Raw genomic sequence first — 26,697 nt, forward strand, 5'->3', positions numbered from 1 at the left:
GGTACTGAGTTGAAGCGCCCGAGACTGGCAACCCTGCTGACCGCCGCCGTGCTCGCCCTGCTCCCCACCACGGCTCACGCGGACGTCACCTACCCCGACCCGCAACCCGTCACGGGCCAGCAGATCATCCACGACCCCACCGTCATCCGCCTCAACTCCGGTGGCTACGTGGCCTATTCGACCGGCGGCATCATCGGCGCCCGTACCTCCAAGGACCGCGTCCAGTGGGACGACGCGGGCAACGCCTTCGCCACGCCCCCGAGTTGGTGGTACGACTACAGCTCCACCGCCGACCCCTGGGCCCCCGACCTCTCCTACCGCGCGGGCCGCTACTGGCTCTACTACGCCGTCTCCTCCTGGGGCACCAACCACTCGGCGATCGGCGTCGCCACCTCCCGGACCGGCCTCCCCGGCACCTGGACCGACCACGGCAAGGCCTTCAGCTCCGAGACCACCGACGCGTGGAACGCCATCGACCCGGCCCTCGTCCGGGCCGACGGCAGACTCTGGATGGCGTTCGGCTCGTACTGGACGGGCATCCGCATGGTGGAGGTGAACCCCGCGACGGGCAAGGCGATCCCGGGCGCGACGGTCGCCCACCTCGCCACCCGCCCGGACGCGCCCTACGCGGTCGAGGGCGCGTATGTGCTGAAGCACGGCGGCTACTACTACCTCTTCGCCTCCTACGACGCCTGCTGTGCCGGTGTGAACTCGACCTACAGGATCAGGGTCGGCCGCTCGACCTCGGTGACGGGCCCGTACGCGGACAGCACGGGCAAGCCGATGCTGGAGGGCGGCGGAGACCTGGTGCTGGCGAGCCACGGCCGCTTCATCGGCCCGGGTGGAGAGTCCATCTCCCAAGACAAAGGTAAAGATGTCTTGACATATCATTACTACGACGCGAACGATTCAGGCACACCAAAGCTGGGGCTGAACACTCTCGGCTGGACACGGACCGGCTGGCCCATCGCCCTCTAGGGCACGCGACCTCGAAAGGCCCACATGCGTACCGCCCGTTTCACCCTCGACCCCGCCTTCACCGTCGGCGAGGTCAACCCACGGATCTTCGGCTCCTTCGTGGAACACCTCGGCCGCTGCGTCTACACCGGCATCTTCGAACCGACCCACCCCACCGCGGACACCGAGGGCCTCCGCCAGGACGTCCTGGACCTCGTCCGCGAACTGGGCGTGACGACCATCCGCTACCCCGGCGGCAACTTCGTCTCCGGCTACAAGTGGGAGGACTCGGTCGGCCCCGCCGAATCCCGCCCCCGCCGCCTGGACCTGGCCTGGCGCTCGACGGAGACCAACCGTTTCGGCCTCTCCGAGTACATCGCGTTCCTGCGCAAGCTCGGCCCCCAGGCGGAGCCGATGATGGCGATCAACCTCGGCACCCGCGGTGTCGCCGAGGCCCTGGAGCTCCAGGAGTACGCCAACCACCCGGCCGGCACGGCCCTCTCCGAGCAGCGCATCGCCCACGGCGACAAGGAGCCTTTCGGCATCAACCTCTGGTGCCTCGGCAACGAGATGGACGGCCCCTGGCAGACCGGCCACAAGACGGCCGAGGAGTACGGCAGGGTCGCCGCAGAGACGGCCCGCGCGATGCGCCAGATCGACCCGGACCTCGAACTCGTCGCCTGCGGCTCCTCGGGGCAGGGCATGGAGACCTTCGCCGAGTGGGAGGCGACGGTCCTGAAGGAGACCTACGACCTCGTCGACTACATCTCCCTGCACGCGTACTACGAGGAGACCGACGGCGACCGGGACTCCTTCCTCGCCTCCGCCGTCGACACCGAGTCCTTCATCGAGAACGTGGTGGCGACCTGCGACCACGTGGGCGCCCGCCTGAAGTCGAAGAAGAAGATCAACCTGTCCTTCGACGAGTGGAACGTCTGGTACCAGAGCCGGCCCAACCCGCACCCCGTCGAGGACTGGCAGGAGACCCCGCGCATCCTGGAGGACGTCTACACCGTCACGGACGCCGTCGTCTTCGGCTCGCTCCTCATCGCCCTGCTGCGGCACGCGGACCGCGTGACGGTCGCCTGCCTCGCCCAACTCGTCAACGTGATCGCGCCGATCATGACCGAACCGGGCGGCGCGGCCTGGCGCCAGACGACGTTCTTCCCCTTCGCGCAGGCCTCCAAGTACGGCCGGGGCCAGGTCCTGGACGTCCGTGTGGACTCGCCGACGTACGAGACGAAGAAGCACGGCGAGGCGGACCTGCTGCACGCCACCGCCGTGCGCGCCGAGGACGGTTCGGTGACCGTGTTCGCGGTCAACCGCAGCCAGACCGAGTCGCTGCCGCTCGAAGTCGCCCTGAACGGGCTGGGGTTGACGTCGGTCGTCGAGCACACCGCCCTCGCGGACGCGGACCCGGACGCCCGCAACACTGTGGACGACCCGGAGCGGGTGGCCCCGCACCCGGTCGAGGGCACCGCCCTCCAGGACGGCACCCTGACCGCCGTACTGGAGCCGCTGTCCTGGAACGTGATCCGGATCGCCTGAGCCGAAGGGTGGTCAGCGGCTGGGGGAGGCCACCGGGGTAACCGGTACTCCTCCGGCCGCGCTGCCGAGCAGGGTCAGCCGTACGTCCTTGGGGCCCGCCGGTGTGGTGCCGTCGGACAGGACGGCCAGGGCGAGTGTGTTGGTGCCACGTGTGAGGAGGATCCCGTTCGGCAGGGCGAAGGTGTGCTGTGGGCCTACGTCGTTGATGTACTGGCCCATGTTCCAGCCGTTCAGGAAAATCTGGACGCGGTAGGCGCGCGTCGCGTCGTCGTCGAGGGTGAGGCCGATCGAGGCGTCGACACCGGTGTCCACGGCGAGCTTGAAGGTGGTCCGGTACCAGGTCACGCCCTGCCGCCGGTCGGCGCGGGGGAGCGTGACGGCCTCCCAGTCGGTGTCCCCGAACCCGGGCAGATGCCAGCCCTCGCGTTCGCCGTACAGCCCGCCGTTGTTCTGCGGCCCGCGCACGGGATCGGGTGACGCCTCGCCCTGGAGTCGCCAACTCACCTTCGGGGAGGCGCCCTTGAAGGTCACCGCGGTGAGGCCGCGGGCCACCTTGTGGGTGTCGAGGGCCTTGCCGTCCATGTCGTGCTGCATCCGCCGGACGAGGACGGACAGCACGCGCGCACCGGCCTTCTTCGGGACGGCGAAGGTCGCCTTGGCGGTCCAACTGCCCTGCCGCACACTGCTGGTGGTCGGCACCGGCATCCGGTGGGTGCCCAGCGGTTCGCCGTCGAGCCAGGCCATCAGCAGCCCCTGGGTGCCGGTGCTGTAGGCGAGGGTCACCGAATCCAGGTCGTCGGTGGCGGTCGTGGTGAACCGGCCCCGGTACCAGACGTCGCCGTAGTGGAAGCCGTAGTCGTCCGCGAAGAGCACGGGCTGTCCGGTGGGCACGGCCGTCGTGCTGAAGGACGAAGTCCTGTTCGCCGCCGTCCACTTGGCGTCGTCGAAGGCGACCGCGGCCTCCGGGTTCTCCACCTTGCGCCGCCAGCCGTCGAGCGCGGGCAGCGGTACCGCGGGCACCCCCGGCAGCAGCGCGTCCGGGTTCGAACGCAGGCTGCCCGCGTTGGTGACGGTCGCGGGCACGGGCTGCCCGTTCCAGGTGACCTCCGCGATCCCGCGCGGCCCCCAGATCTCCAGGCCGGTCTCACCGATCGTGTCGCCGGTGAGGTGGGCGGTGGTGCCGCTGACGGTGGCCTCGCGGAGCAGCGCCGGGCCGTAGACCAGCGCGGTGCCCGATCCGGTCTCGTAGGGCCACAGGCGTACGGAGGTGGCCTCGTCGGCGAAGAGCAGCACGAGGGGGTTGTCGACGCCGCCGGCCTGGACGAGGACCCGGGTCAGTCCGCCGATGCCGAGCGGGACGGTGACATGCAGGAGGCCGCGGTCCCACACCCAGGCGGCCTGTGCGTCGAGCCGGGTCACGACCGGCTCCTCCGGGCAGTCGAGCACCACATGGGCCATCTCGCCGCGCTTCCCGGCGAACACCGCGAGGTCCTGCCGGCCGGTGCTGAGGAACATCATCGGGGTGACCGTCGAGTACCTCAACTTGCGCTCGCCGAGGGCCAGTTGGGTGACGAGGAGACGGGCGTCCTGGGCCGGGACGGTGACCTCGATGTCGTCGTCCGCCGTCGGCAGCGTGGAGGTGACCTCCTGGGTGCCGTCGTTGCGCAGGACGTAGACATGGGAGCCGGTGTCGGCGTTGGTGAGGTGGTAGACCTTCAGGCCGTCCGCCTTGACGTCCGCCGCCCGGTCCAGCTTGGCGAAGTCGGGCACGGTCCGCAGCAGATGGCCGAGCTGGTGCATCGGCACGAGTTTCGCGGTCGGGTTGCGGCCCTCGTCGAAGGCGGCGCCGTAGTCGTACGACGTGTAGACGACCGGTGCGGGCAGCCAGCCCCACGAGGTGCCGCCGAAGGTCATGTAGACGTTGTGCAGGGTGAGTCCGTTGGCGAGGTTGGTGAGATAGAAGCGCCGCTCGTACGCAGCGTCACGCGTCCGGCGCGACTCCGCGTACCCCTTCCCCTCGAACCAGGCCCCACCCCACGGGTCGAACCAGCCCCCGCCGAACTCCGGCACGAAACCAGGGGTCTTGGGGCTGGCGGTGGCCCCGCCCTTAGCCCCGCCGATCCCGAAGTGCCCCCAGTCCGGCGGCAGTTGGGACGGCGACGGATAGCCGTCGAACCCGTACAGCCAGCCGCCCTTGTCGCCACCGGTGTCGAACGACCCGGGGGTCCAATAGCCGTTGCGTCCCTTGTCGTTGTGGAACAGGGGGACGTCGATGCCGTCGGCACGCACCTTCTTGTACAGGTGGGACATGTAGTCGCGGCCGGCGGGCTCGGTGACGTGGGCGTCGTACTCGTTCTCGATCTGGTAGAGCAGGACCGTGCCCTTGCCCTGGGTGAACAGGTGCTTGGAGACGATGGAGTTGACCTCGGTGAGCCACTCGTCGACGTGCGAGAGGTACGTCGGATCGGCCGTCCTGGCGGTGCCCTTGGTGGCGGTCAGCCAGCCGGGGAAGCCACCCGCGTCGATCTCGGCGTTGATGTACGGGCCCGGACGCAGAATGACGTACAGCCCGGTCTCGGCGGCCATGCGCAGGAACAGGTCGAGGTCGCGGACGCCCGTGAAGTCGTAGCGGCCCTGCGCGGGGGAGTGGTAGTTCCACGAGACGTAGATGCAGACCGCGTTGTAGCCGAAGGCGCGCATCTTCTGCAGCACGTCCCGCCACAGGGACGGGCTCGGCAGCCGGAACGGATGCATCTCGCCGGACCACAGGACCAGGCGCTTGCCGTCGACGATCAGGGAGTAGCGGTCGTAGGCGATCGTGTGGCTCAGCCCGTCCGCGCCCGGCGGGGCGGGCGGCGGCCCGGTAGGCACGACGTGCGCGGCGTACGCGTCACCACCGCCGCCGCTGCCACCGCCCAGTGCGAATCCGAGCGCGGCCGTGCCCGCGAGGGTGCTGAAGGTACGCCTGCTCAGCTCCACTGGAAGCTCCTCCCGGGTCCGGTCCGTCGGCGGCACGTGCGAAGCCATTTTCCGTGGTGATCCCAGGAGGCCGTCGTGCGGGGTCATTCTCTACGCCACAACGGCCCACAATGGACCCATGAGGATCTCGGCACGGGCGGATTACGCGGTACGGGCGGTACTGGAGCTCGCCGTACAGGGTGACGACGGCCAGCTGAAGGCCGAGACCATCGCCACCACGCAGGACATCCCGCACAAGTTCCTGGAGGGAATCCTCGGCGACCTCCGGCGCGCAGGAATCGTCGACAGCCGGCGCGGCGGGGGCGGCGGCTACCGGCTGGCCCGCGCCGCCGACGCGATCACCGTCGCGGACGTCATCCGCGCCGTCGACGGCCCGATCGTCTCGGTCCGCGGCGAACGCCCCACCGGCCTCTCCTACACCGGCACCGCCGAACCCCTCCTCCCGCTGTGGATCGCGCTGCGCGCCAATGTGCGCAAGATCCTCGAGGGCGTCACCCTCGCGGACATCGCGGCGGACGCGCTGCCGGAGCCGGTACGCGCGCTCGCGGCGGAACCGGCGGCCTGGCAGAACCCGTAGCGGCGGGGTCGTTCATCGTCGTCTCAGGCCGCACTCAGATTCACCCTTTAGCGTCACCTCTCGTTCATCCCTACCTAACCGGTGGGAAAGCCAGGAACGACAGGACGCACCACATGCGCATGCTGATACTGCTCGCCCTCGCGGGCCTCGGGGCCCAGCTCGTGGACGGCAGCCTCGGCATGGCGCACGGGGTGATCTCCACCGCGCTGCTGCTGGCCCTGGGCACGAGCCCGGCCGCCGCCTCGGCCATCGTCCACTTCGCTCAGATCGGCACGGGACTGGTCTCCGGCGCCTCGCACGCCCGCTACGGCAACGTCGACTGGAAGGTCGTGGTCCGTATCGGCGTGCCGGGGGCCGCGGGCGCGTTCATCGGCGCGACCCTGCTGTCCCGGCTGTCGACCGCGCTCGCCGAACCGGTGATGGCGGTGATCCTGCTCGTGCTCGGCGTCTACGTCACCTACCGCTTCACCGTGCGCGGTGTGCCCAGGGGAAATCTCGGCAAGCCGCTGGGCAAGCGGTTCCTGGTGCCGGTAGGGCTGGTCGCCGGGTTCCTCGGCGCGACCGGCGGAGGCGGCTGGGGACTGATCGGGACGCCCGCGCTGCTGGCCAGCGGGCGGCTGGAGCCGCGCAAGGTGGTCGGGTCCGTCGACGCCAGCAAGGCGCTGGTGGCCGTCGCCGCGAGCCTGGGCTTCCTCTTCTCGCTCGGCGCGGACGGCGTGAACTGGTCCTGGGTGCTCGCGTTCCTCCTGGGCGGCATGGTCATCGCGCCGGTCGCCGCCTGGCTGGCCCGCTTCGTCGCGCCGCGCATCCTGGGCTCGGCGGTCGGCGGCCTGATCGTCCTGCTCAACGTCGGCACGCTGCTGGGCGGGGACTGGCTGAACGCCCCTGACGCGGTCAGCACGTCCGTCTACGTCGTCCTGTACGCGGGATGGGCTGCCGCCCTGGCGTACTCGATCCGCGCGCATCGCCGGGAGAAGGCGCTGGAGGCGCGGACCGAGTCCGAGTCCGCCGAGGGGCGGCAGCCAACTGGGGTGTGATCGGCGATCGCCGATCGGTGTCTGCTTGTCAACCGCCTCCCGACGCCTCCCGACCAGCTCGTGGACAGCGAAGTTACGGCCGTACCTGAAGAGTTCCTTGATGTGCGGCTGTGAAGAACCTGGGGACGGATCGGCCAACGCACGCTTATTTCAACAGAGTTCACACACTGTGGAGAGAGTGTGAAAGGCGCGGCTGTGAATGGCTTGAGTTCGCCCTGACCGTTTCGTGTGCGGCTTCCTACGATGCGAGCGCGCCGTCGGTCTTCACAGGAACTTCATTGGTTCTTCAAAGACTTGGGGCGCGGCCACCCCCCAACCCCAAGGAGAAACCATGCCTGGTGGGCTCCTCCTGAGCGGCGCCGTCGCCGCTCTTCTCGCCACCGTGCTGCCCGCACAGCACTCGTCCTCGCCCGTGTTCGACGACCCGCCCCCGGACAAGATCGTCATCAACGTCGCCACGGTGAACGGTTCGGGCTGCCCGCAGGGCACCACGGCGGTCGCCGTCTCCGAGGACAACACCGCCTTCACGGTGACCTACAGCGCGTATCTCGCCCAGGTCGGCGGCAACTCCGACCCCACGGCGTTCCGCAAGAACTGCCAGCTCAACCTGGTCGTCCACGTCCCGCAGGGCTTCACCTACGCCATCGCGAGCGCCGACTACCGCGGCTTCGCCTCGCTCCAGCCCGGCGCGAGCGCTGCGCAGAAGGCCTCGTACTACTTCCAGGGCTCGTCGAACACCGCGTCCAAGAACCATCCCTTCAACGGCCCCTACGACGACAACTGGCAGGCCACCGACACCACCGACTGGGCCCAACTGGTCTGGGCACCCTGCGGAGTTCAGCGCAACTTCAACATCAACACGGAGCTGCGGGTCAGCGCCGGCTCGTCGGCGCCCGGCGCGGTCAGCTTCATGACGATGGACTCGACGGACGGCGACATCAGCACGGTCTACCACATGGCGTGGCGGGAGTGCCCGAGCTCCTGACCTGAGGTGGCATGAGGAAGGGGTGGCCCGCTTCGCACCGCGGGCCACCCCTTCCGGGCGGATTCTCTCGGAGGTACGCCGGCTCAGCCCTGCTGGACGCCGAGGGTGAGGGCGCCCGTGTAGCCGGACGAGGTCGAACTGCCCAGGGCGGTCAGGGTCATGAGGCCGGACGCGGCGCCTCCGTCGTCGTAGACCGAGTCCTGGGCGAGGGTGGTGCGGGTGACCGTGTTGGTCGAGTACGGGGAGAGCTTGGCGACGGCGGTGGTGATGGTCTCGTCGATGAAGAGCTGGCCCGTGTGGAGTTCCTGGCCGCCGGTGAACGAGCCGTCCGAGGTGAGCGTGACGCCGGTGTGCACCTTGACGTGGATGTGCACGCACCGGCCGCGGTACCAACCGGGGTAGATCGTGGTGAGGTTGGCGAGGCCGTCGGCGTTCGTCAGGACGCCGCCGCGCAGGAAGGTGCCGTCGTCCGGTTCGCTGTGGCCGTTGTTGCCGACGTAGCCGGAGTACTCGCCGAGCGCGTCGCAGTGCCAGATCTCCACGAGCGCGTTCGGGAGCACGGCGCAGGTGCTGTCGTCCACGACGGTGAGAGCCAGCTTGAGCGGGATGCCGGCCTTGCCTTCGGTGACGTCGGCGCGGACGAGGGCGCCGTCGAGGTAGTAGGGGCCTTCGGTCATCTCCTTCGTGAGGGTGCAGACGGCTGCCGCCGCGGCGGGGGTGGCGGCGGTCGTGGCCCTGGGGGCTTCGGGTGCGGCGGCGCCCACGGCCAGTACGGCGGCCGTGGTGCCGGTGGCGATCAGGAGCGAACGGCGCCCGATCGCGTTGGTTCCTGTTCCTGCTGCGTCTTTCGATGAATCTGTCATGGACACGGCATCGTAGGAGTGCAGTCTGTCCGTCGGCTGTGAGGGTCGCAAAGTGACGAGACGTCAAGTTCCTTGCTGGACAGGGTGAATGGCGACTGCCGATACCTGCTTGCTGCCTGCTCGATGGATCGGGAGAGGGGCGGGTGGTGAACCTCTACCGCTCTCGTCGCGCCGACCCCGCTCGGCCAGGAGCCGCTGCGCTCTCGTAGAGGAGGAGGCGGGCGCCGGCGGCGAGGGTCGCGACCGACAGGGCGACCAGCAGTGGATGGCCGACCAGCCAGGTCTGGACGCCCTCGAACGGGTCGGTGGTGGTCAGTGTCGCGCGTTCCAGCATCCAGGATGTCGAGAAGAGCAGACCGACCGCGGCCGTTCCGATCCTGAACGCCGGGTAGGCGGCGGTCCGGGACAGGACCAGCAGCGACGGCATCAGCAGGGCGACGACCAGCAACTGGGTCACCTCGATGCCCAGGTTGAAGCCGAGCAGGGTGGTCACCAACGACCCTCGTTCCAGGCCGAGTTCACCGAGGGCCGAGGCGAACGCCAACCCGTGCACCAGCCCGAAACCGACCGCGATCACCACTTCGCCGCGCGCAACCAGTGGCCGTAGCGCATGGGCGGCGGACACCGCGATGGACAGGGCGATCGCCGTCTCGACGGGCCGGGTGGGGAGGTCGACCACGCCGGTGGCGGCCAGGGCCAGGGTGAGGGAATGGCCGAGTGCGAACGCCGATACGACGTGCACGACCCGGACCAGGGTCCGCCGCGCCGACCTGCTTTCCGCCGCCCGCCAGCGACCGCCCGCCGCCAGGAGCGGTGCCGGGATGAGCAGCATCAGCAGGAAGAGGAGGTGGTCGGCGCCGGTGCCCACGTGCTCGATGCCCAGCCTGGCGGCCGCCACGAAGCCGCTCAGCCAACTCTCTCTGTCCACAGGGACCTTAAGGCTCTTCGTGTCCCAGTCGAAGACCCCGAGGGTCTTCGACGCCACGGTCACGATGACGCGGTGGGTGAGGAGCTCCTCGACGATGACGTCGTAGCGGAGGTCGAAGTCGGTGACCGAGCGGCCGGCCGGCGGGCGAATGCTGATCGGGTAGACGAGGTGGGCCGTGCCGTCGATCGTGCGGGTCGTTCCCGTGCCGAGGGTGACCGACCAGGGGTGGTGGTCGGTGGCATCGGCGGCTGAGATGTGCGCGGCCGCGTAGGCGTGGAGGAAGGTGCGGTCGGCGCCCACCACGCTCTCGGGTGTGAGGTCGCGGTGGACGGCGATGGCCAGGCGGTCCAGGGGGAGTTGAACCTCGCCCTCGACCCGGTCGTCGCCGATGGACAGGAGGACGGCGGACGTGGCCATGGGGTGCGCGCCGGCCGACGGCACGGGGCCGCCGGCCAGCATCAGCACCGCCAGCAGGAGCACGGGCAGGAGACGGCGCATGACATGTCGCATGAGGTGACGTTCCGCTCCGTCATTCCCAGCCGTAGTCGGCGGTCTCGTCCCGGAAGATCGTGTGCTGGTGGATGCCGTCGGTCGAGGCGCCGGGCTGGTTGGAGAACTCGACCCAGGCGGACGGTCCGTCGATACGGACGTAGGTCTGGTCGTTGTCGATCGTCGTCCCGCCGCTCCAGCCGATGTACGTCCTGTCGTACTCCGAGACGTACTTGTGCATCAGCCGCGCCGCCGCCCGCTCGTCCAGGTCGTCGACCCAGGTCCGCAGCATGGCCGTGACCTTGGCTTGCTGCTGCTTGGTGAGATCGCTGACAAGGACGCCCTCGGGCTGGGTCGGGAAGGGGCCGTCGTGGCCGGGGCCGAGGTAGAGGTCGTCGAAGCTGCCGTTGATCTTCGCCGCCGTCAACTCGTCCGGGGTGAGGGACTGGATCGCCGCGATGGTCGTGGCCCGGTTGTCCGCGAGCGGGGCGAGGTGGGTGCCGTCGAGGTCGAACTCCTCCGGCTCGACTCCGGTCAGGGTGGGGGAGAGTGACACATTGTCACCGGCGTAGGTGATGTTGTACGCCGCGTGGTGGCCGCCGAACTGGACCATGAACTCCCCCTTCCTGCTGGGCTGTCCGAAGAAGGAGATGTAGTACCACTGCGAACCGAAGCTGGCGCCTCCACCACCGCCACCTCCGCCGGGCCCGCCGGGGCCACCGGTGGGCGTGTTCGTAGGTACGTTCGTGGGTGTGCCCGTGGGTGTGGGCCGGGGCCTCGGCGGCAGCGCGGCGAGGTAGTCGTCGGCCTCGCGGATCTCCACCAGCTCCTCGTAGCCCTTCTTGCTGAGCGCGGCCTCCATCACCTTCAGGGCCGCGGCCTGCTGGACGTCGGTGAGGTCGCCCATCTTGAGGCCGTTGCGGACGACGACGGGGATCGGGAAGTTCGACCAACCGGTCTTCTTGGCCGGGTCGTCGAAGTCGTAGAGCGCGGTGTCCTTCTGCTCGTCGGAGAGCGTCGCGAGGAACGCCTTGGCCGCTCGCACGACCTGAGCGGTGTTCGCCCCGCCGGCCCCGTGGCGGTGCGCGGAGGCGGGCACGGCCTTCACCGGGGTCGTCAACTCCGATGAGGAAGCAGCCGAGTTGAGAGCGGCGCAGCCGGTGGCGGCCAGGGCGACGCAGGTGGCGAGAGCCAGGGCGGGGTGGATCCGTCTGACGGTCGACATGGGGGGCTCCTGTGGGGTGGAGGCGGTCGGGTCGGGCGGCGGTGGCTCTCATGGTGGGTGAGCGGTCTCAGACTTCGTCGGGAGGAAGTCGGGAGCCGGGTAAGAGAAAGGCGCCGAGGGGGAGGGGAGATGGCTGGGGTTGAGGATGAGCCATTCATGAACTGTGGCTCGGACAACGCCGGTTGAGCCTGATGCGGGACCGGCGGCCGGTGTCCATCATGTGGACGTGGAGCAACGTGTCCTCATCGCCGACGACGATCGCGCGGTCCGTGAATCCCTGGCGCGGGCACTGGAGTTGGCGGGGTACGAGGTCGTCGCCGCCGTCGACGGGGTGGACGCGCTGACCCGGGCCAGGCGCGACGACTTCAGCGCGCTGGTGGTCGACGTGATGATGCCGTACGTCGACGGGGTGGCCGTGTGCCGGGTGCTGCGCGCGGACGGTGACCGCACTCCGGTGCTGATGCTGACGGCGCGGGCCGGGACCCCCGACCGGATCGCCGGGCTCGACGCGGGCGCCGACGACTATCTGCCCAAGCCGTTCGAGGTACCCGAACTGCTCGCCAGGCTACGCGCGTTGATACGCAGGACACCGTTCGTGCCGGACGACCGGGCGACGGCGACAGGTGGCGTACTCCGTATCGGAGCGTTGCGCGTCGACCCTGCGGGCCGGCGTGTCCGGTGGGGCGACGAGGAACTGCACCTGTCGAAGACCGAGTTCGACCTGCTGGAGCTGCTCGTGCGCCATGAGGGGATCGTGCTCGACCACGCGACGCTGTACCGACGGGTGTGGGGGCCGGAGGCGGGGGTGGACGCCAAGAACCTTGCGGGATACGTCGGTTACCTCCGCAGGAAGCTGACCGAGGCGGGCGCGCCCGAGCTGATCCACACGGTGCGGGGCGTGGGGTACGCGGTGCGGTGGGCGTCGTGAGTCTGCGGTCCCGGCTCGCGTTCTCCTTCGCCGCGGTCGGCGCCGTGGTGGCGGTGCTGGTCGGCGTGCTGAGCTACCGTGCCGCCTCCGACCGCGTCACCGCGGAGATCGACCGCTCCCTGCGCTCGGCCACGGTGGACCTGGCCCGCGACCCGGAACGCGCACTGGCTCTCGCCGATACGGTGGCGCGGGCCCCGGCCCTCTACCCCGCGCCGGACCGCCCTGGCCCCGGCGACGAACCCCCGCGCCCGGTGACCGTCCAGTCCGTTGCCCCCGACGGCACGGTCACCCATCTCACCGGCCCACCGCTCCCGGTCCCCGACAGGGCCCGCACCCTCGCCGCCTCCGGCACCACCGGCCAGTCCTACGTCACCGAGATCACCGTCGGCCACACCACACAACGCCAGTTGACCACCGCCCTGGGCGACGACCGCGGCGCCCTCCAGGTCGCCGTCCCGATCGACCAGACCCACTTCGTCCTGGGCGGCATGGCCAGAGAGATCGCCGCGGCAAGCCTGACGGTCATGCTCGCCGCGGCGGCCACGGGGTGGCTGCTCGCCCGGCGGATCACGCGGAGGTTGGTGCGGTTGGCGGCGGTCGCGGAGGAGGTGAGCGCGGGTGGGGTGGTGGGTGTTGACGCCTTGGCGCGAGGTGGTCTGTTGGGCGGCCGTCCTCTGGCGGGCAGTGGCGAGTTGCTCGGCGGTGATGGGCTGACGGGTCGTCGCCGTCCGGCGGGCGGCCGTGGTCTGTTGCGGGGCCGCCCTCTGGTGGGCGGTGGCGATGCGTTGGGCGGTGATGGCCCCGGGGGAGTCGGCCCTCTGACCGGTGCTGGGGGTCCAACGGGCGTCGGCGGTCCGCTGGGCTCTGGCCCCCTGGCAGGCGTCCGCCGTCTGCTGGGCGTCTGCCCTCTGGTGGGCGCCAGCGGTCTGCACAGCGCCCGCCGTCTGCTGGGCATCGGTCCTGAGACAGGCGCCCGCCGCTTGACCGGCAGCAACCGACCAACAAGTGCCGGTCGACCGCCGGACGGTAGACGCCCGGGGACTGGCCGCCCATCGCCACGCCGATCCCGCCTCGCCGCCGGACAGGACGAAGTCGGTCTGCTTGCCGCAGCGTTCGGGGGAATGCTCGGGCGGCTGGCTGTGGCTCGGGAGGCTCAGGAGCGACTGGTGCAGGAGGCCGCTCATGAGTTGCGTACGCCGTTGACCAGTCTGCGTACGAACGCGGATGTGCTGCGTCGGAGCACCGGGCTCTCCCGGGATGTCCGGGAGCGTCTCCTCGACGACGTCGAGGGGGAGACCCGCGAACTCACCCACCTGGTCGACGAGTTGGTGGAGCTGGCCCTCGCGCGAGGCCGGGACGAACCCGAACGGCCGGTGGAACTGGCCGAGTCGGCGCGTCGGGCCGCTCGTCGCGTGCATCGGCGTACCGGGCGTCTCGTCCATCTCGACGCCGACGACAGTGTGGTCCACGGCTGTCCACAGGCGCTCGAACGCGCGGTGGGCAACCTGCTGGAGAACGCGGCCAAGTTCGCCCCGGACGACCGCGAACCCATCGAGGTGCGCGTCCGCCGGGGCGAGGTCACCGTCTCCGACCGGGGACCAGGCATCCCCGCCGCCGACGCTACGCGCGTCTTCGACCGCTTCTACCGCGCCGGTCCGGCCCACGGGGTGCCCGGCTCCGGGCTGGGCCTCGCCATCGTGCGGGACGTGGCCGAGGCGCACGGCGGGACGGTGTTCGCGGGGCCGCGGGACGGTGGTGGTGCGGCGGTGGGATTCTCGGTGGCCGGTGCGAGGCTGGTGCGGCAGGATCGGTGAGTGAGTTACTTCTCCTACCACCCCGTCGAGCGCGGGCCCGGCCGCCCGGACCTCCCTGAGCCCCGCCGCGCCGAACCCGGCGAGTGGCCGCGCATCGAAGCCGCGCTCGCGATCGTCAACCGCGACCTCGCCGCGACCCTGCCCGACCAGCGCCCGCTGATACTCATGTCCTGCGACGAGGAGGTCTACGTGGCGATGCCCGACGGCTCCTGGCAGGGCAACGGCATCGCGCTAGCGGAAAGCGGCGCCTCCCATCTCCTCGGCCTCGTCGCGGACGCGGCGCAGGAGACGGTGATGGAACTGCTCTGGCAGGCCTGGCCGGTGTGCCCGTTCCACAAGATGGGCACGCATTCCCGCCCCGAGGGAACCACGGCCGACTGGGAGGGCGAGGCCAGGGGCGAGGGCGCGGTGTGGTGGTGCCGGGGACACCACGGCGGCGACTGCCACGACCTCGCCCCGGTCGGAGAACTCGCCGGCGCCCTGCCCGGAAAGCAGCGCCGGGAACTGCGGCGCGCGGAGCGCAGGCGGGGCGGGGCCCGGTAGCGCCGTGGCGCTGTGGCTGGTCACTCCCGCACTACGGGGCGTCGGAACGGGCTGCACCACGGCGCCAGTTGGAAGACTCCGAACACCGCCTCCACCACCAGGGACAGCCAGAGGAAGCGCGGGGCGCCCTGCGCGAGGTCGGTGCGTGCGAATCATTGACGCGCAAGTCGTTCGATTCTACGGTCCCGTCCGAAGTTCTGATCGGTGATCGGTATATCGAACACCCAAATGCCCTCCATTCAAGGAGCGTCAGCGTGAGCCGCACCTCTCGCACCAGAACCGCTCTCCTCGCCCTCCCCGCCGCCGTCCTGCTCGCCCTCGTCCCCAGCACGGCGTCGGCGTACCCCAACCCCGGCGCGGTCACCGGTGACGTCGTCGTGCACGACCCGACGATGATCCGCACCTCGGCCGGCCGCTACCTGCTCTATTCCACAGGCGGCGGCCTGGCGTACAAGACCTCCACCGACCGCACCGCGTTCACGGCGGGGAGCGACGCCTTCTCCGCCAAGCCGAGCTGGTGGTCCACCTACGCGACCGAGGCCTGGGCGCCCGACATCTCCTACCACGGCGGCAAGTACCTGATGTACTACGCCGTTTCGACCTTCGGCTCCAACAAGTCGGCGATCGGGCTCGCCGGTTCGACGACCGGTCTGCCGGGGTCCTGGACCGACTACGGCGTCATCTACACCTCCACCACCGCCAGCGACTACAACGCCATCGACCCGAACCTCTTCGTCGACGACGACGGCAAGTGGTGGCTGTCCTTCGGGAGTTGGTGGACCGGGATCAAGATGATCCGGATCGACCCGGCCACCGGCAAGCAGCTCCCGTCCGACACCACCCGGTACTCCCTCGCCCAACGACCCACCGGAACCAAGGCGGTCGAGGCCCCGTACATCGTCAAGCGCAACGGGTACTACTACCTCTTCGCCTCCTACGACCTCTGCTGCCAGGGCACCAGCTCCACGTACAAGGTCAAGGTCGGCCGGGCCACCAGCGTCACCGGGCCGTACTACGACAAGAGCGGCGTCGCGATGCTGAACAACGGCGGCACCGCCGTACTGGAGACCCACGGCAGCGTCATCGGGCCGGGCGGCCAGTCCGTCATGAACGACAGCGACGGAGATCTGATCGTCTATCACTACTACGACGGCAACGACAGCGGCACCCCCAAGCTCGGCATCAACCTGCTGAACTGGAGCACGGGTTGGCCCGTGGCGTACTGACCCGGCGGCGAACGCCTAACCCGCCTGCCCCATCCCCGCCGCGTTGGGCCAGTTCTGCGCGCCCGGGCTTGGCCACCCGGTCGCGGGCGCCGGCGCCAGGTTCTGCATCCCGTTGGGACTGGTGGCTCCCCGGACCTGCGCGGCCGTGAGCCCGTTGCGCGCGGGCACACCGGTCGGCGTCGGCCCCTGAGGCACCGGGGCAGGTGCGGGCATGCCGTACGGCTGCTGCTGAGGTTGAGGCTGCTGCTGGGCCACCGGCGCCATCTGCTGCGGCATCTGCGCGACGGGCTGCATCGGCATCTGCGGAGCCTGCGCGGCGGCGACCATCGGCTGGTACTGCGGCTGCTGTTGGGGCTGGGGCTGCGGCTGCGGCTGCGCGGGCATCGGCACCGGCGTGGGGGCCTGCATCGGCACCGGCTCGGGCTGCATCTGCATGGCCGCCGCGGCGATCTGCATCCCCGCCCCGTTGGTCGCCCCGACGAGGCGGTCCACGGCCGCCGTACCCGAGCTGTAGCTGGTCCCTGTGCTCAGCTCGGGTACGGCGGCTCCCCTCCTGGTCCCGTAGAGCACCTGTTCCAGGCCGGACACCAGGCGACGCACATCCACCTGGGGGCGCACCACGAGCCGCAGGAAGCGGCTGGACGAACCGATCTTGTTGCCGCACTCGCGGACCAGGATGCGGTGCTCGGTGAGCATCCGGTCCCGGACCACGGTGCCTTCGGCGCCCACGGGGAGGCGTACGAAGAGGAAGTTGCCCTGCGACGGGTAGACCGTCAGACCGGGCAGCGCGGAGAGATGGCTCGCCATGTCGAGCCGGTCGCGGCGCACCTGCTGGAGGCTCTGCGCGTACTCGGCGCCGTGCTCCTTGAGGATGAACACCACGTGTTCCGCGAAGGCGTTGAGGTTCCACTTGGGCAGCATCGAGCGGACGCGGCCGGCCAGGGCGGGGTTGGCGACGAGGTAGCCGAACCGTATGCCGTGCAGGCCGAAGTTCTTGCCGAGGCTGCGCAGGACGATCACGTTGGGACGGATCATCGCCTCATGTACGACGCTGGGTTCGACCTCGGCGTCGGCGAACTCCAGGAACGACTCGTCGATGACGATGAGGTCCAGGTCGGCCATCGCGTCCATGAACTGGACGAGCGCCTGCTTGTGCAGGAAGCCGCCGTCGGGGTTGTTCGGGTTGCAGATGACCGCGACCTTGGTGTTCCGCTTGCGGATGAACTCGGCGTACTGCGCGAGGTCCAGGGCGAAGCCGCTGGACTCCTGGAGCGGGAACATGTCGACCCGCTTGCCGGTCTCCATGGGCTGGTCGGTCCAGCGGCCGAAGGTGGGGACGGGGATGGCGAGGGACTCCCGGACCATCAAGTGGTCGATCCAGGTGATCAGTTCGGTGGAACCGTTGCCCATCGCCACGCACTGCGGCGGGAGTTGGAGCAGATCGCACAGCTCGGCCGTGATGGTGTCCGCGCTGCTCGGGTAGTACGTGATGATCTCGCGCAGCCGGGCCGCCATCTCGTCGAACATGGCGGGGGTGGGGAAGTACGGGTTGCACGGGATACAGAAGTCCACCGGCCCGGTGCCGTCGCTCTCGCGTGCCAACGCCGCCATCGACGGGCTGTGTGCCGCCGTACTGCGGAACAGCGAGGTGACGTTGGAGTCGGCCAAGGGAACCTCCGTCTGAAGGCGGGCCCGGTGGGGACGACCGGGCCCGTCGTCTTGGGTGGCCCGCGCGGGGGAGCACGGGCCGCCCTTGAATACGGAGACGAGTGTGGCGCTGTTCAACCTGTGTGAAATTGGTGTGAGTTCGGGAACCTCTGGCCCGAGTCGGCCGTCAGCGTCAGTTGTCGAACGAGTGGATCGTCGTGGTGCGGTACGTCTGGCCGGGGCGCAGGACGGTCGTCGGCCAGGACGGCTCGTTCGGCGAGTCCGGGAAGTGCTGGGTCTCCAGGCACAGTCCGTCGCCCTGCCGGTAGGTGTGGCCGGAGGTGCCGACGAGGGTGCCGTCGAGGAAGTTGCCCGAGTAGAACTGCAGGCCCGGCTGGTCGGTGGCGATCTTCAGGGTGCGGCCGGAGCGCGGGTCGCGCAGAGTGGCGATGTGCTGCGGCTTGGCGGTGACGCCCTTGTCGAGGACCCAGTTGTGGTCGAAGCCCTTGGCCTGCACCTGCTGGGGGTGGCCCGCGCGGATGTCCTGGCCGACCGGCTTGCCCTTGCGGAAGTCGAAGGGGGTCCCGGAGACCGTCGCCAGCTCACCGGTGGGGATCAGACCCGTGTCGGTGGGTGTGTAGCGGCCTGCGGCGATCGTCAGCTCGTGGTCCTCGATCGTGCCGCTGCCCTCGCCGGCGAGGTTGTAGTACGTGTGGTTGGTGAGGTTGACCACCGTCGGCTTGTCGGTGGTGGCCTCGTAGTCGATGCGCCAGTCGCCGTGCTTGGTGAGGGTGAAGGTCACCTTCGTCTTGAGGGTGCCCGGGTAGCCCATCTCACCGTCGACGCTGGTGTAGTAGAGGTGCAGGCCGACGTCGGAGCCCGAGGTGAAGGGCTCGATGTCCCACACCTTCGTGTTGAAGCCCTTGGCGCCGCCGTGCAGGCTGTTGACGCCGTCGTTGACGGAGAGCTGGTAGCTCTTGCCGTCCAGGGTGAACTGGCCCTTGGCGATACGGTTCCCGTACCGGCCGATGGTCGCGCCGAAGAAGGTGGTGCCGGCGACGTACGCGGCCAGGTTGTCGTAACCGAGCGACACGTTGGCGTACTTGCCGTGCCGGTCGGGGATCTCCAGCGACTGGATGATGCCGCCGTAGGAGAGGACCTTCAGGCTGGTGCCGCCGTTGGCCAGGGACCAGCGGTAGACCTTCGTCCCGTCGGCGAGGGTGCCGAAGAGTTCCTTCACGGGCTTTCCGCCTCCAGAGGCCGCCTGGGCCGTACCGGTACCGAGCGTGCTCGCGGCGATACCGGCTGCCGCGGCGCCCGCGATGACAGTGCGTCTGTTCAGTTCCATTGAGCGGCTCCTGCACATGGAAGGGGCCCCGTCGTGCCTTGCTTGTCTTGCGACAGTGAGACAGCGGACGGGGCCCGAGCTGAAATTACGAACCGGACTTGCGCTTGTTCCACACGTCGAAGCCGACCGCGGCCAGCAGGGCGAGGCCCTTGATGACCTGCTGCCAGTCGGTGCCGACGCTGAGGAGGTTCATGCCGTTGTTCAGCACGCCGAGGACGAGACCGCCGATGATGGCGCCGAGGACGGTGCCGACACCGCCGCTCATGGACGCTCCACCGATGAACGAGGAGGCGATGGCCTCCAGTTCGAAGCCGTCGCCCGCCTTCGGCGAGGCCGCGTTCAGACGGGAGGTGACTACCAGACCCGCCAGGGCCGCGAGCACGCCCATGTTCAGGAACACCTGGAAGGTGACGCGCTTGTCCTTGACGCCGGACAGCTTCGCGGCCGGCAGATTGCCGCCGATCGCGTAGATGTGGCGGCCGAAGACCGCGTTGCGCATCACATAGCCGTAACCGGCCACCAGGACACCGAGGATGATCAGCACGATCGGGGCGCCGTCGTAGCTGGCGAGCAGCAGCGTGATCCAGGCGATCGCGGCGATGATCGCGACGAGCTTGAGCAGGAACAGCTTGGCGGGCGCCACCTCCAGCGAGAACTCCTGCTGGCGGCGCCGGTCGCGCACCTCCTGCCACACCACGGCGGCGATCATCACCAGGCCCAACAGCAAAGTGATGTTGTGGTAGTTGGTGTTCGGGCCGACCGCGGGCAGGAAGCCGTTGCCGATCTTCTGCAGGCCGTTGGGGAAGGGGCCGAGGGTCTGGCCCGCGAGCAGGATCTCCGTCAGACCGCGGAAGAGCAGCATCCCGGCGAGGGTGACGATGAACGACGGTATGCCCGCGTAGGCGATCAACAGCCCTTGTACGGAGCCCGCCACCGCGCCCATGAGCAGACACAGCACCAGCGCGATCGGCCACGCCACATGGTGGTTGACCATCAGCACCGCCGCGAAGGCGCCCACGAACGCCGTCAGCGAGCCGACCGACAGGTCGATGTGCCCGGCGATGATGACCAGCATCATGCCGATCGCCAGGATCAGGATGTAGCTGTTCTGCAGTACCAGGTTGGAGACGTTGCGCGGCAGCAGCAGGTCCCCGCCGGTCCAGACCTCGAAGAAGATCACGATCAGACCCAGCGCGATCAGCATGCCGTACTGCCGCATGTTGCGCCGCAGGCCGCCCAGTACCAACTGCAACAGGCCGCCGCCCGCGGCCGATCCGCTCTTGCCCGGCGGCGCGGGGGCCGGGCTCTTGGCGGTGACGTCCGTGCTCATCGGGTTACCTCTTTGTCCTTCGTCATCTGGCGCATCAGCACTTCCTGCGTGGCCTCGGCCCGGGGCACCTCACCGGTCAGCCGGCCCGCCGCCATCGTGTAGATGCGGTCGCACATGCCGAGCAGCTCCGGCAGTTCGGAGGAGATGAAGACCACCGCCTTGCCCTCGGCGGCGAGTTGGTCGATGACCGTGTAGATCTCGTACTTGGCACCCACGTCGATGCCGCGGGTGGGCTCGTCCAGGATCAGCACCTCGGGACCCGCGAAGATCCACTTGCTGAGGACGACCTTCTGCTGGTTGCCGCCGGACAGCCTGCCCACCGTCTCGAAGACGGTCGGCGCCTTGATGTTCATCGACTTGCGGAAGCGCTCGGAGACCTGGCGCTCCTCGTGCTCGTCCACCACACCGCGCTTGGCGACCTTGCCCAGGGCGGTCAGCGAGATGTTGCGGTTGATGTTGTCGATGAGGTTCAGGCCGTAGTGCTTACGGTCCTCGGTGACATAGGCGATGCCGTGTCCGACCGCCTCCGCGACCGACTTCGTGCGGATCTCCTGGCCGTCCTTGAGGACCGTGCCGCCGGCGTAGCGGCCGTAGGAGCGGCCGAAGACGCTCATCGCGAGTTCGGTGCGGCCGGCGCCCATCAGTCCGGCGATGCCGACGATCTCGCCCCTGCGCACGTTGATCGACACATCGTCGACCACCTTGCGCTGCTGGTCGATCGGGTGGAACACCGTCCAGTCCCGGATCTCCAGCGCGGGCGCCGCCTCGGGCTCGCCCTCGTAGGGGGTGCGCTCGGGGAAGCGGTGGTCGAGGTCGCGGCCGACCATGCCGGAGATGATCCGCTCCTCGGTCGTCTCCGGCGCCTTCACGTCGAGGGTCTCGATGGAGCGGCCGTCGCGCAGGATCGTCACCGAGTCGGCGACCCTGCGGATCTCGTTCAGCTTGTGGGAGATGATGATCGAGGTGATGCCCTGCTTCTTCAACTCCAGGATGAGATCCAGGAGTTTGCCGCTGTCCTCGTCGTTCAGCGCCGCCGTCGGCTCATCGAGGATGAGCAGCTTCACCTTCTTCGACAGCGCCTTCGCGATCTCCACGAGCTGCTGCTTGCCCACGCCGATGTCGGCGACCCGGGTCTCCGGGTGGTCGCTCAGACCCACCCGGCGCAGCAGTTCGGTGCCGTGCTTGAGCGTCTCGTTCCAGTTGATGAGCCCGCGCGAGGCGTGCTCGTTGCCGAGGAAGATGTTCTCCGCGATCGACAGGAACGGCACCAGCGCCAGCTCCTGGTGGATGATCACGATGCCGCGCTGCTCGCTCGCCCGGATGTCGCGGAAGGAGCACTCCTCTCCCTCGAAGAGGATGTCGCCCTCGTAACTGCCGTGCGGATGGACGCCGGAGAGCACCTTCATCAAGGTGGACTTCCCGGCGCCGTTCTCACCGCAGATGGCATGGACCTCGCCCTGACGGACCGTCAGTGTGACGTCCGAGAGCGCTTTGACACCGGGAAAGGTCTTGACGATCGAGCGCATTTCCAGGACGGGTCCCGCCATGGTCGTGCCTACCAATCAGTGTGAGGTGGGGGAACTGGCCACGTACTTACTTGAGTTGGGCGTCGGTGTAGTACCCGCCCTTGACCAGAACGTCCTCGTAGTTGGACTTGTCCACGCTGACCGGCTGCAGCAGGTAGGCGGGGACGACCTTGGTGCCGTTGTCGTAGGTCTTGGTGTCGTTGGTCTTCGGCGTCTTGCCGTTGAGCACGTCGTCGATCATGGTGTCCGCGACCTTGGCCAGCTCGCGGGTGTCCTTGTAGACGGTCTGCGTCTGCTGACCGGCGATGATCGACTTCACCGAGGCCAGCTCGGCGTCCTGGCCGGTGATGACCGGCAGCGGCTTGCTGGCGGAGCCGTAACCGTCCGACTTCAGCGCGGAGAGGATGCCGATGGAGATGCCGTCGTAGGGCGAGAGCACCGCGTCGACCCGGCCGGTCTTGTAGGAGCCGGTGAGGATGTCCTCCATGCGGTTCTGCGCGGTGGTGCCGTCCCAGCGCAGCGTGGTGACCTTGTTGAGCGCGGTCTGCCCGGACTTGACGACCAGTTCCTTCTTGTCGATGTACGGCTGGAGCACGCTCATCGCGCCGTTGAAGAAGTACTTGGTGTTGTTGTCGTCGTTCGAGCCGGCGAAGAGCTCGATGTTGAACGGGCCCTTCTTGCCGCTGTCCAGACCGAGCTTCTTGATGATGTACGAGCCCTGCTCGACGCCGACCTTCGAGTTGTCGAAGGAGGCGTAGTAGTCGACGTTCTTGGTGCCGAGGATGAGGCGGTCGTAGGCGATGACCGGGATCTTCGCGCTCGCGGCTTCCTGAAGCACGTTGTTCAGGGACTTGTTGTCGATCGCCGCGATGATCAGGCCCTTGACGCCCTGCGTGATCATGTTCTCGATCTGCGAGACCTGGGTGTCCGGGTCGTCCTCGCCGTAGACCAGCTTGGTCTTGTAGCCCTTGGTCTTCAGGTCCTTGACCATGTTGTTGCCGTCGGAGATCCAGCGCGCGGAGGACTTCGTCGGCATCGCGATGCCGATCGTGCCGCCCTTGGCGCTGCCCGTGGACTCCTTGCTGCCGCCGGAGCCGCTCTGCCCGCACGCGGACAGGGTCAGGGCCAGGGAGGCGGCACCGGCTATGAGGGTGAGGGCGCTTCTGCGGTTGCGCATGTGATCTTGCCTCATTCTTCTCGTCGTTGAGAGGTGGAGCGAGTGTCGGGGTGGATCAGGCTTCGGTGGGGAAGCGGTCGAGCGCTCCGGGGAGCCGGGTGCCGAGCGGAGCCATGTCGCCGCCCGCGCCGTGCCGCTCCAGCAGGTCGAGGGCGAGCCGGCCGCGCCGGACCCGCTCCCGCGCGGTGTCCAGGGTCACGTCCCGCAGGTGGGTGCCCCACGGGTAGATGCCGGGCGCCTTGGACAGCCCGAACTTCAGGTAGAGCGGGGCGCCGCGGCGGATCAGCTCGGCGACCTCGTACATCCGGATGTAGCCGCCGAGATCGTCGGGGGCCTCGATGTACATGTCCATGGGAGCGGCCGACACCCGCCGGATCTCGGTGAGGTGATCCAGCGTCAGATCGCTGGGCACGTTCAGCGAGTCGGCGCCGAGCCGCTCGTAGACGGCGTAGGCGGCCGGGTTGACCGGGCCGATCAGCGCCGAGACCTTGAGGGTCGTGTCGGCCGGGATGATCCCGGCGACACGCGCCCGGTGCAGCGTCCACAGCACGCCCTCGTCGGCGACGAGCAGGCACTTGACGCCCAACTCCGTTGCCCGGACGGCGTCTTCGACGCAGCCGGCGACCGCGTCGTGGCCGCGGGCACGCAGGCCGGCGCCGCGCGAGTCGGAGCGCACCGAGCCGCCGATGTCCCAGGTCCCGCGGGGACCGGTGAACAGGCAGAGCTCGATGTCGCGTTCGGCGGTGGCCTCGACCATCTCGGTGATCTCGGCATCGGTCAGCATCCACACGCCGCTGCCCTGGCTGATCCGGTGGATCGGCACGTCGAGGCGCGAGGACTCCTTGAGAACGACCGCGAGCGCCTCGGGACCCTCGCACGAGGGGATCTCGGTGCGCCAGCGACCGCCGCCCGGGAAGATATGGGGAGAGGCGTCGGCGGGATCGAGGGCGGGCGCGCCCAGGCCGAGCGCGGAGAGCGCCTGCTCCCCGGGCCTGTGGGCTGCCGTGGCGGTGTCGGTCACTGGCTGTCCTTCGTGTTCGGTATTTCGGACGAGGTTCGCGGCTCGGAGTACGGAAAGACTCTGGTGGTACGCCGGTACGGGGTGGTCAGGACACCCCGTACCGGCGTACGGCTGGGGTTTCCTACGGCCGCAGCAGCACCTTGCCGACCTTCGGATCGCCGGACCCCACCAGCTCGATGGCCTGGGGGAACTCGGCGAGCGGCAGTTCATGGGTGACCAGGGGCAGCGGATCGAGCAACCCGGCCCCGAACACCCGCACCGTGTGCGCCCAGGCGTCCGGAGGTGCCCCGAAGACGGTGTGCACCTCCACCTGCCGTACGACGAGATCGGTCGGGTCGAGACCCTCGGCGCCCGGCGCCGGGATCCCCGTGAGGACCAGACGCCCGCCGCGCCGCAGCAGGGAAGCGGCGGTGCGCGCCGCGTCCGCCGAGCCGGCGGTCTCGATCACCACGTCGAAGTCGTCGGGAAGCGGCTCGCTCTTGGTACGGAAGTCCGTCGCGCCGAACTGCTCCGAGAGGGCCGCCCGGTCCGGACGGGACCCCACCACGAGGAGCTCGGCGGGAGAGTTCGCCCTGAGGAACTGGATCGCGAACATACCGAGGGTTCCGGTGCCCACGACGGCCACCCGCTCACCCGGCCGCGCGTTCGCCTTCAGCGCGGCGGCCGCGATGCAGGCCGCCGGTTCCAGCAGCGCCGCGGCCGTCAAGTCGGCCTCGTCCGGGAGGACATGGAGCAGCCGGGCGGGCAGCGTCAGCGTGGTCGCCATCGCGCCCGGCTGAGTGAAGCCGGTCTCCTCGTAGCCCGCCGTGCACAGCGTCGTCTCGCCCGCGTGACACCGGTCGCACACCTGGCAGTTGCGGAAACCCTCCCCTACGACCTTGCGGCCGACCAGGGACGACGGCACCCCGGCGCCGACCGCCTCCACCGTGCCGGACCACTCGTGGCCCGGAGTGAGGGGGTAACGGACGTACCCCTCGGGCCTGTTGCCCTGATACACCTCGCGGTCGCTGCCACAGATACCGACCGCGTGCACGCGCACCAGCGCCTCACCCGCGTCCGGCTGCCGGGGCTCGTGCGAGGCCAGCCGGTGCTCGCCCGGGGCCTCGATGACGACCGCGGCGCTCACTTGGTGCCCTTCGGCTTGCGCTGCTCCCAGCCGTCCGCCCACAGGTCGAACCGCGCCTGCTGCTGCGGGAATTCGGCCGCCGCGTCGGTGTCCAGCTCGACCCCGAGACCGGGCGCGTCGGACAGGTGGAAGTAGCCGTCCACCACCTGCGGGGCGCCCTTCACGACCTTCTTGATGTCCGCGTCCGCGAAGTCGTTGAAGTGTTCCAGGATCTTGAAGTTCGGCGAGGAGAAGCCGACTTGGAGCGAGGCCGCGGTCAGCACCGGCCCGCCGACGTTGTGCGGGGCGACGAGCATGTAGTGCGTCTCGGCGGTCGCCGCCAGCTTGCGGGTCTCCCAGATGCCGCCGATGTGACCGACATCGGGCTGGATGATGTCGACGGCCTGGCTCTCGAACAGCTCGCGGAACTCGATGCGATCGTGAATGCGCTCACCCGTGGCGACCGGGATGTCCACCTTGGCGGCGACCTTCTCCAGCGCCTTCAGGTTCTCCGGCGGGCAGGGCTCCTCCAGCCACGCGGGCTTGAAGGGGGCGAGTTCGTTCGCCAGCCGGATGGCCGTGGCCGGCGAGAACCGGCCGTGCATCTCCAGCATCAGCTCGGCGTCCGGCCCGATGGCGTCCCGCACGGCCTCGATGAGCGAGACCGCGTACAGGGTCTGCTCGTGGTCGAGCTCGAAGTGCCCGGTGCCGAACGGGTCGATCTTCAGGGCCTTGTAGCCCCGCTCCATGACCCCCTGCGCGGCCTTGTGGTAGGCCTCCGGGGTCCGCTCGGTGGTGTACCAGCCGTTGGCGTACGCCTTCACCTTGTCGGTGACCTTGCCGCCGAGGAGCTGCCACACCGGCACTCCCAGGGCCTTGCCCTTGATGTCCCAGCAGGCCATCTCGATCACCGCGATGCCCGACATCACGATTTCGCCCGCACGGCCGTAGTCGCCGTACTTCATCCGGCGTACGAGGTCTTCCACCGCGAACGGATCGGAACCGAGAATGTGGTTGGTCTCGGCCTCACGCAGATAACCGATCAGCGCGTCGGTGTGGCCCAGCATGCGGGTTTCGCCGACTCCGGTCAGGCCCTCGTCGGTGTGCACTTGGACGTACGTCAGATTGCGCCATGGCGTCCCGACCACGTGCGTGCTGATTCCCGTGATGCGCACGGCAGATGCCCCCTGTGCTCTTCGGTGCTGTTCGAAATTTCGGCTCACGTTCGAAATGCTGGGCAGACAGTAAGGATGCGGGGGCGGGAGTGTCAATGGGTCGAACATGTAACGGTTTCGGCAAGGCTTTCGATCGCGGTTTCGGTCAGGCGCGCGGTTCCTTGCACAACTTTCACAGGTGTGACTATGAACGTTACCTGTGAGGAACTTAGTCTTCCCGCGTCATGGACTACTGCCACCCCTGCGGCCGGCACCTCAACGGCGCCCTC

21 protein-coding genes are annotated in these 26,697 nt (G+C 69.1%); 9 read left to right on the forward strand and 12 right to left on the reverse strand.

Annotation, left to right across the window (positions count from 1 at the left end; genetic code table 11):
* Window positions 1-9: 9 nt before the first annotated feature.
* A complete protein-coding gene (locus ABZT04_RS09040) occupies window positions 10-978 on the forward strand; it encodes an arabinan endo-1,5-alpha-L-arabinosidase (protein WP_356054664.1) in 969 nt (322 codons plus the stop codon).
* A 24-nt stretch (window positions 979-1,002) separates the two neighbouring features.
* On the forward strand, window positions 1,003-2,505 hold the full coding sequence (locus ABZT04_RS09045; RefSeq protein ID WP_356054666.1) for an alpha-N-arabinofuranosidase: 1,503 nt from the start codon (window positions 1,003-1,005) through the stop codon (window positions 2,503-2,505).
* Between the two features lie 12 nt (window positions 2,506-2,517).
* On the opposite strand, the gene ABZT04_RS09050 is transcribed toward ABZT04_RS09045, so the two are convergent.
* Window positions 2,518-5,484, reverse strand: coding sequence for a beta-galactosidase (locus ABZT04_RS09050; protein ID WP_356054668.1), 2,967 nt, complete (start codon window positions 5,482-5,484; stop codon window positions 2,518-2,520).
* 118 nt (window positions 5,485-5,602) lie between these two features.
* On the opposite strand from ABZT04_RS09050, the gene ABZT04_RS09055 reads away from it, so the two are divergent.
* The 3 genes from ABZT04_RS09055 (at window position 5,603) to ABZT04_RS09065 (ending at window position 8,083) form a co-directional block, all read left to right on the forward strand.
* Window positions 5,603-6,061 (forward strand): Rrf2 family transcriptional regulator, encoded by a 459-nt coding sequence (locus ABZT04_RS09055; RefSeq protein WP_356054669.1) that lies wholly within the window; start codon window positions 5,603-5,605, stop codon window positions 6,059-6,061.
* Between the two features lie 113 nt (window positions 6,062-6,174).
* Window positions 6,175-7,098 carry a sulfite exporter TauE/SafE family protein gene (locus ABZT04_RS09060; protein WP_356054670.1) on the forward strand — a complete coding sequence of 308 codons (924 nt, stop codon included), beginning with the start codon at window positions 6,175-6,177 and terminating at the stop codon, window positions 7,096-7,098.
* Between the two features lie 331 nt (window positions 7,099-7,429).
* Entirely contained in the window at window positions 7,430-8,083 is a 654-nt protein-coding gene (locus tag ABZT04_RS09065; RefSeq protein WP_356054672.1) for a DUF4360 domain-containing protein, read from the forward strand.
* 83 nt (window positions 8,084-8,166) lie between these two features.
* On the opposite strand, the gene ABZT04_RS09070 is transcribed toward ABZT04_RS09065, so the two are convergent.
* The 3 genes from ABZT04_RS09070 to ABZT04_RS09080 form a co-directional block, all read right to left on the reverse strand.
* Window positions 8,167-8,946 (reverse strand): intradiol ring-cleavage dioxygenase, encoded by a 780-nt coding sequence (locus ABZT04_RS09070; RefSeq protein WP_356054674.1) that lies wholly within the window; start codon window positions 8,944-8,946, stop codon window positions 8,167-8,169.
* 154 nt (window positions 8,947-9,100) lie between these two features.
* Window positions 9,101-10,384, reverse strand: coding sequence for a HupE/UreJ family protein (locus ABZT04_RS09075; RefSeq protein ID WP_356054676.1), 1,284 nt, complete (start codon window positions 10,382-10,384; stop codon window positions 9,101-9,103).
* Between the two features lie 19 nt (window positions 10,385-10,403).
* A complete protein-coding gene (locus ABZT04_RS09080) occupies window positions 10,404-11,588 on the reverse strand; it encodes a DUF3500 domain-containing protein (RefSeq protein ID WP_356054678.1) in 1,185 nt (394 codons plus the stop codon).
* A 226-nt stretch (window positions 11,589-11,814) separates the two neighbouring features.
* Between ABZT04_RS09080 and ABZT04_RS09085 the strand changes: the two genes are divergently transcribed.
* The 4 genes from ABZT04_RS09085 (at window position 11,815) to ABZT04_RS09100 (ending at window position 16,099) form a co-directional block, all read left to right on the forward strand.
* Entirely contained in the window at window positions 11,815-12,516 is a 702-nt protein-coding gene (locus tag ABZT04_RS09085; RefSeq protein ID WP_356054681.1) for a response regulator transcription factor, read from the forward strand.
* A complete protein-coding gene (locus tag ABZT04_RS09090) occupies window positions 12,513-14,330 on the forward strand; it encodes a HAMP domain-containing sensor histidine kinase (protein ID WP_356054683.1) in 1,818 nt (605 codons plus the stop codon). Before ABZT04_RS09085 ends, ABZT04_RS09090 begins: the two co-directional genes overlap by 4 nt.
* Window positions 14,331-14,873, forward strand: coding sequence for a hypothetical protein (locus ABZT04_RS09095; protein ID WP_356054685.1), 543 nt, complete (start codon window positions 14,331-14,333; stop codon window positions 14,871-14,873).
* 254 nt (window positions 14,874-15,127) lie between these two features.
* Window positions 15,128-16,099: an arabinan endo-1,5-alpha-L-arabinosidase gene (locus ABZT04_RS09100; protein ID WP_356054687.1), complete on the forward strand. Its 972-nt coding sequence runs from the start codon at window positions 15,128-15,130 to the stop codon at window positions 16,097-16,099.
* A 15-nt stretch (window positions 16,100-16,114) separates the two neighbouring features.
* On the opposite strand, the gene ABZT04_RS09105 is transcribed toward ABZT04_RS09100, so the two are convergent.
* From ABZT04_RS09105 to ABZT04_RS09140, 8 genes are all read right to left on the reverse strand, one after another.
* Window positions 16,115-17,767 carry an aminotransferase class I/II-fold pyridoxal phosphate-dependent enzyme gene (locus ABZT04_RS09105; protein WP_356054689.1) on the reverse strand — a complete coding sequence of 551 codons (1,653 nt, stop codon included), beginning with the start codon at window positions 17,765-17,767 and terminating at the stop codon, window positions 16,115-16,117.
* A gap of 172 nt (window positions 17,768-17,939) precedes the next feature.
* The gene (locus tag ABZT04_RS09110; protein ID WP_356054691.1) at window positions 17,940-19,094 is read right to left on the reverse strand and encodes an aldose epimerase family protein; all 1,155 of its coding nucleotides are present in this window, start codon (window positions 19,092-19,094) and stop codon (window positions 17,940-17,942) included.
* A gap of 85 nt (window positions 19,095-19,179) precedes the next feature.
* Window positions 19,180-20,424 (reverse strand): multiple monosaccharide ABC transporter permease, encoded by a 1,245-nt coding sequence (gene mmsB, locus ABZT04_RS09115; RefSeq protein WP_356054693.1) that lies wholly within the window; start codon window positions 20,422-20,424, stop codon window positions 19,180-19,182.
* Entirely contained in the window at window positions 20,421-21,971 is a 1,551-nt protein-coding gene (mmsA, locus tag ABZT04_RS09120; protein ID WP_356054696.1) for a multiple monosaccharide ABC transporter ATP-binding protein, read from the reverse strand. The genes mmsB and mmsA overlap by 4 nt, the downstream gene beginning before the upstream one ends.
* 46 nt (window positions 21,972-22,017) lie before the next feature.
* Window positions 22,018-23,127 carry a multiple monosaccharide ABC transporter substrate-binding protein gene (gene chvE, locus ABZT04_RS09125; protein ID WP_356054698.1) on the reverse strand — a complete coding sequence of 370 codons (1,110 nt, stop codon included), beginning with the start codon at window positions 23,125-23,127 and terminating at the stop codon, window positions 22,018-22,020.
* A gap of 55 nt (window positions 23,128-23,182) precedes the next feature.
* A complete protein-coding gene (locus ABZT04_RS09130) occupies window positions 23,183-24,148 on the reverse strand; it encodes a hypothetical protein (RefSeq protein ID WP_356054701.1) in 966 nt (321 codons plus the stop codon).
* A gap of 121 nt (window positions 24,149-24,269) precedes the next feature.
* Entirely contained in the window at window positions 24,270-25,274 is a 1,005-nt protein-coding gene (locus ABZT04_RS09135; protein ID WP_356054703.1) for an alcohol dehydrogenase catalytic domain-containing protein, read from the reverse strand.
* The gene (locus ABZT04_RS09140) at window positions 25,271-26,428 is read right to left on the reverse strand and encodes a mandelate racemase/muconate lactonizing enzyme family protein (RefSeq protein ID WP_356054705.1); all 1,158 of its coding nucleotides are present in this window, start codon (window positions 26,426-26,428) and stop codon (window positions 25,271-25,273) included. The genes ABZT04_RS09135 and ABZT04_RS09140 overlap by 4 nt, the downstream gene beginning before the upstream one ends.
* Between the last annotated feature and the right edge of the window lie 269 nt (window positions 26,429-26,697).

The organism is Streptomyces sp. NPDC005492 (assembly GCF_040605995.1).
Lineage (GTDB): Bacteria > Actinomycetota > Actinomycetes > Streptomycetales > Streptomycetaceae > Streptomyces.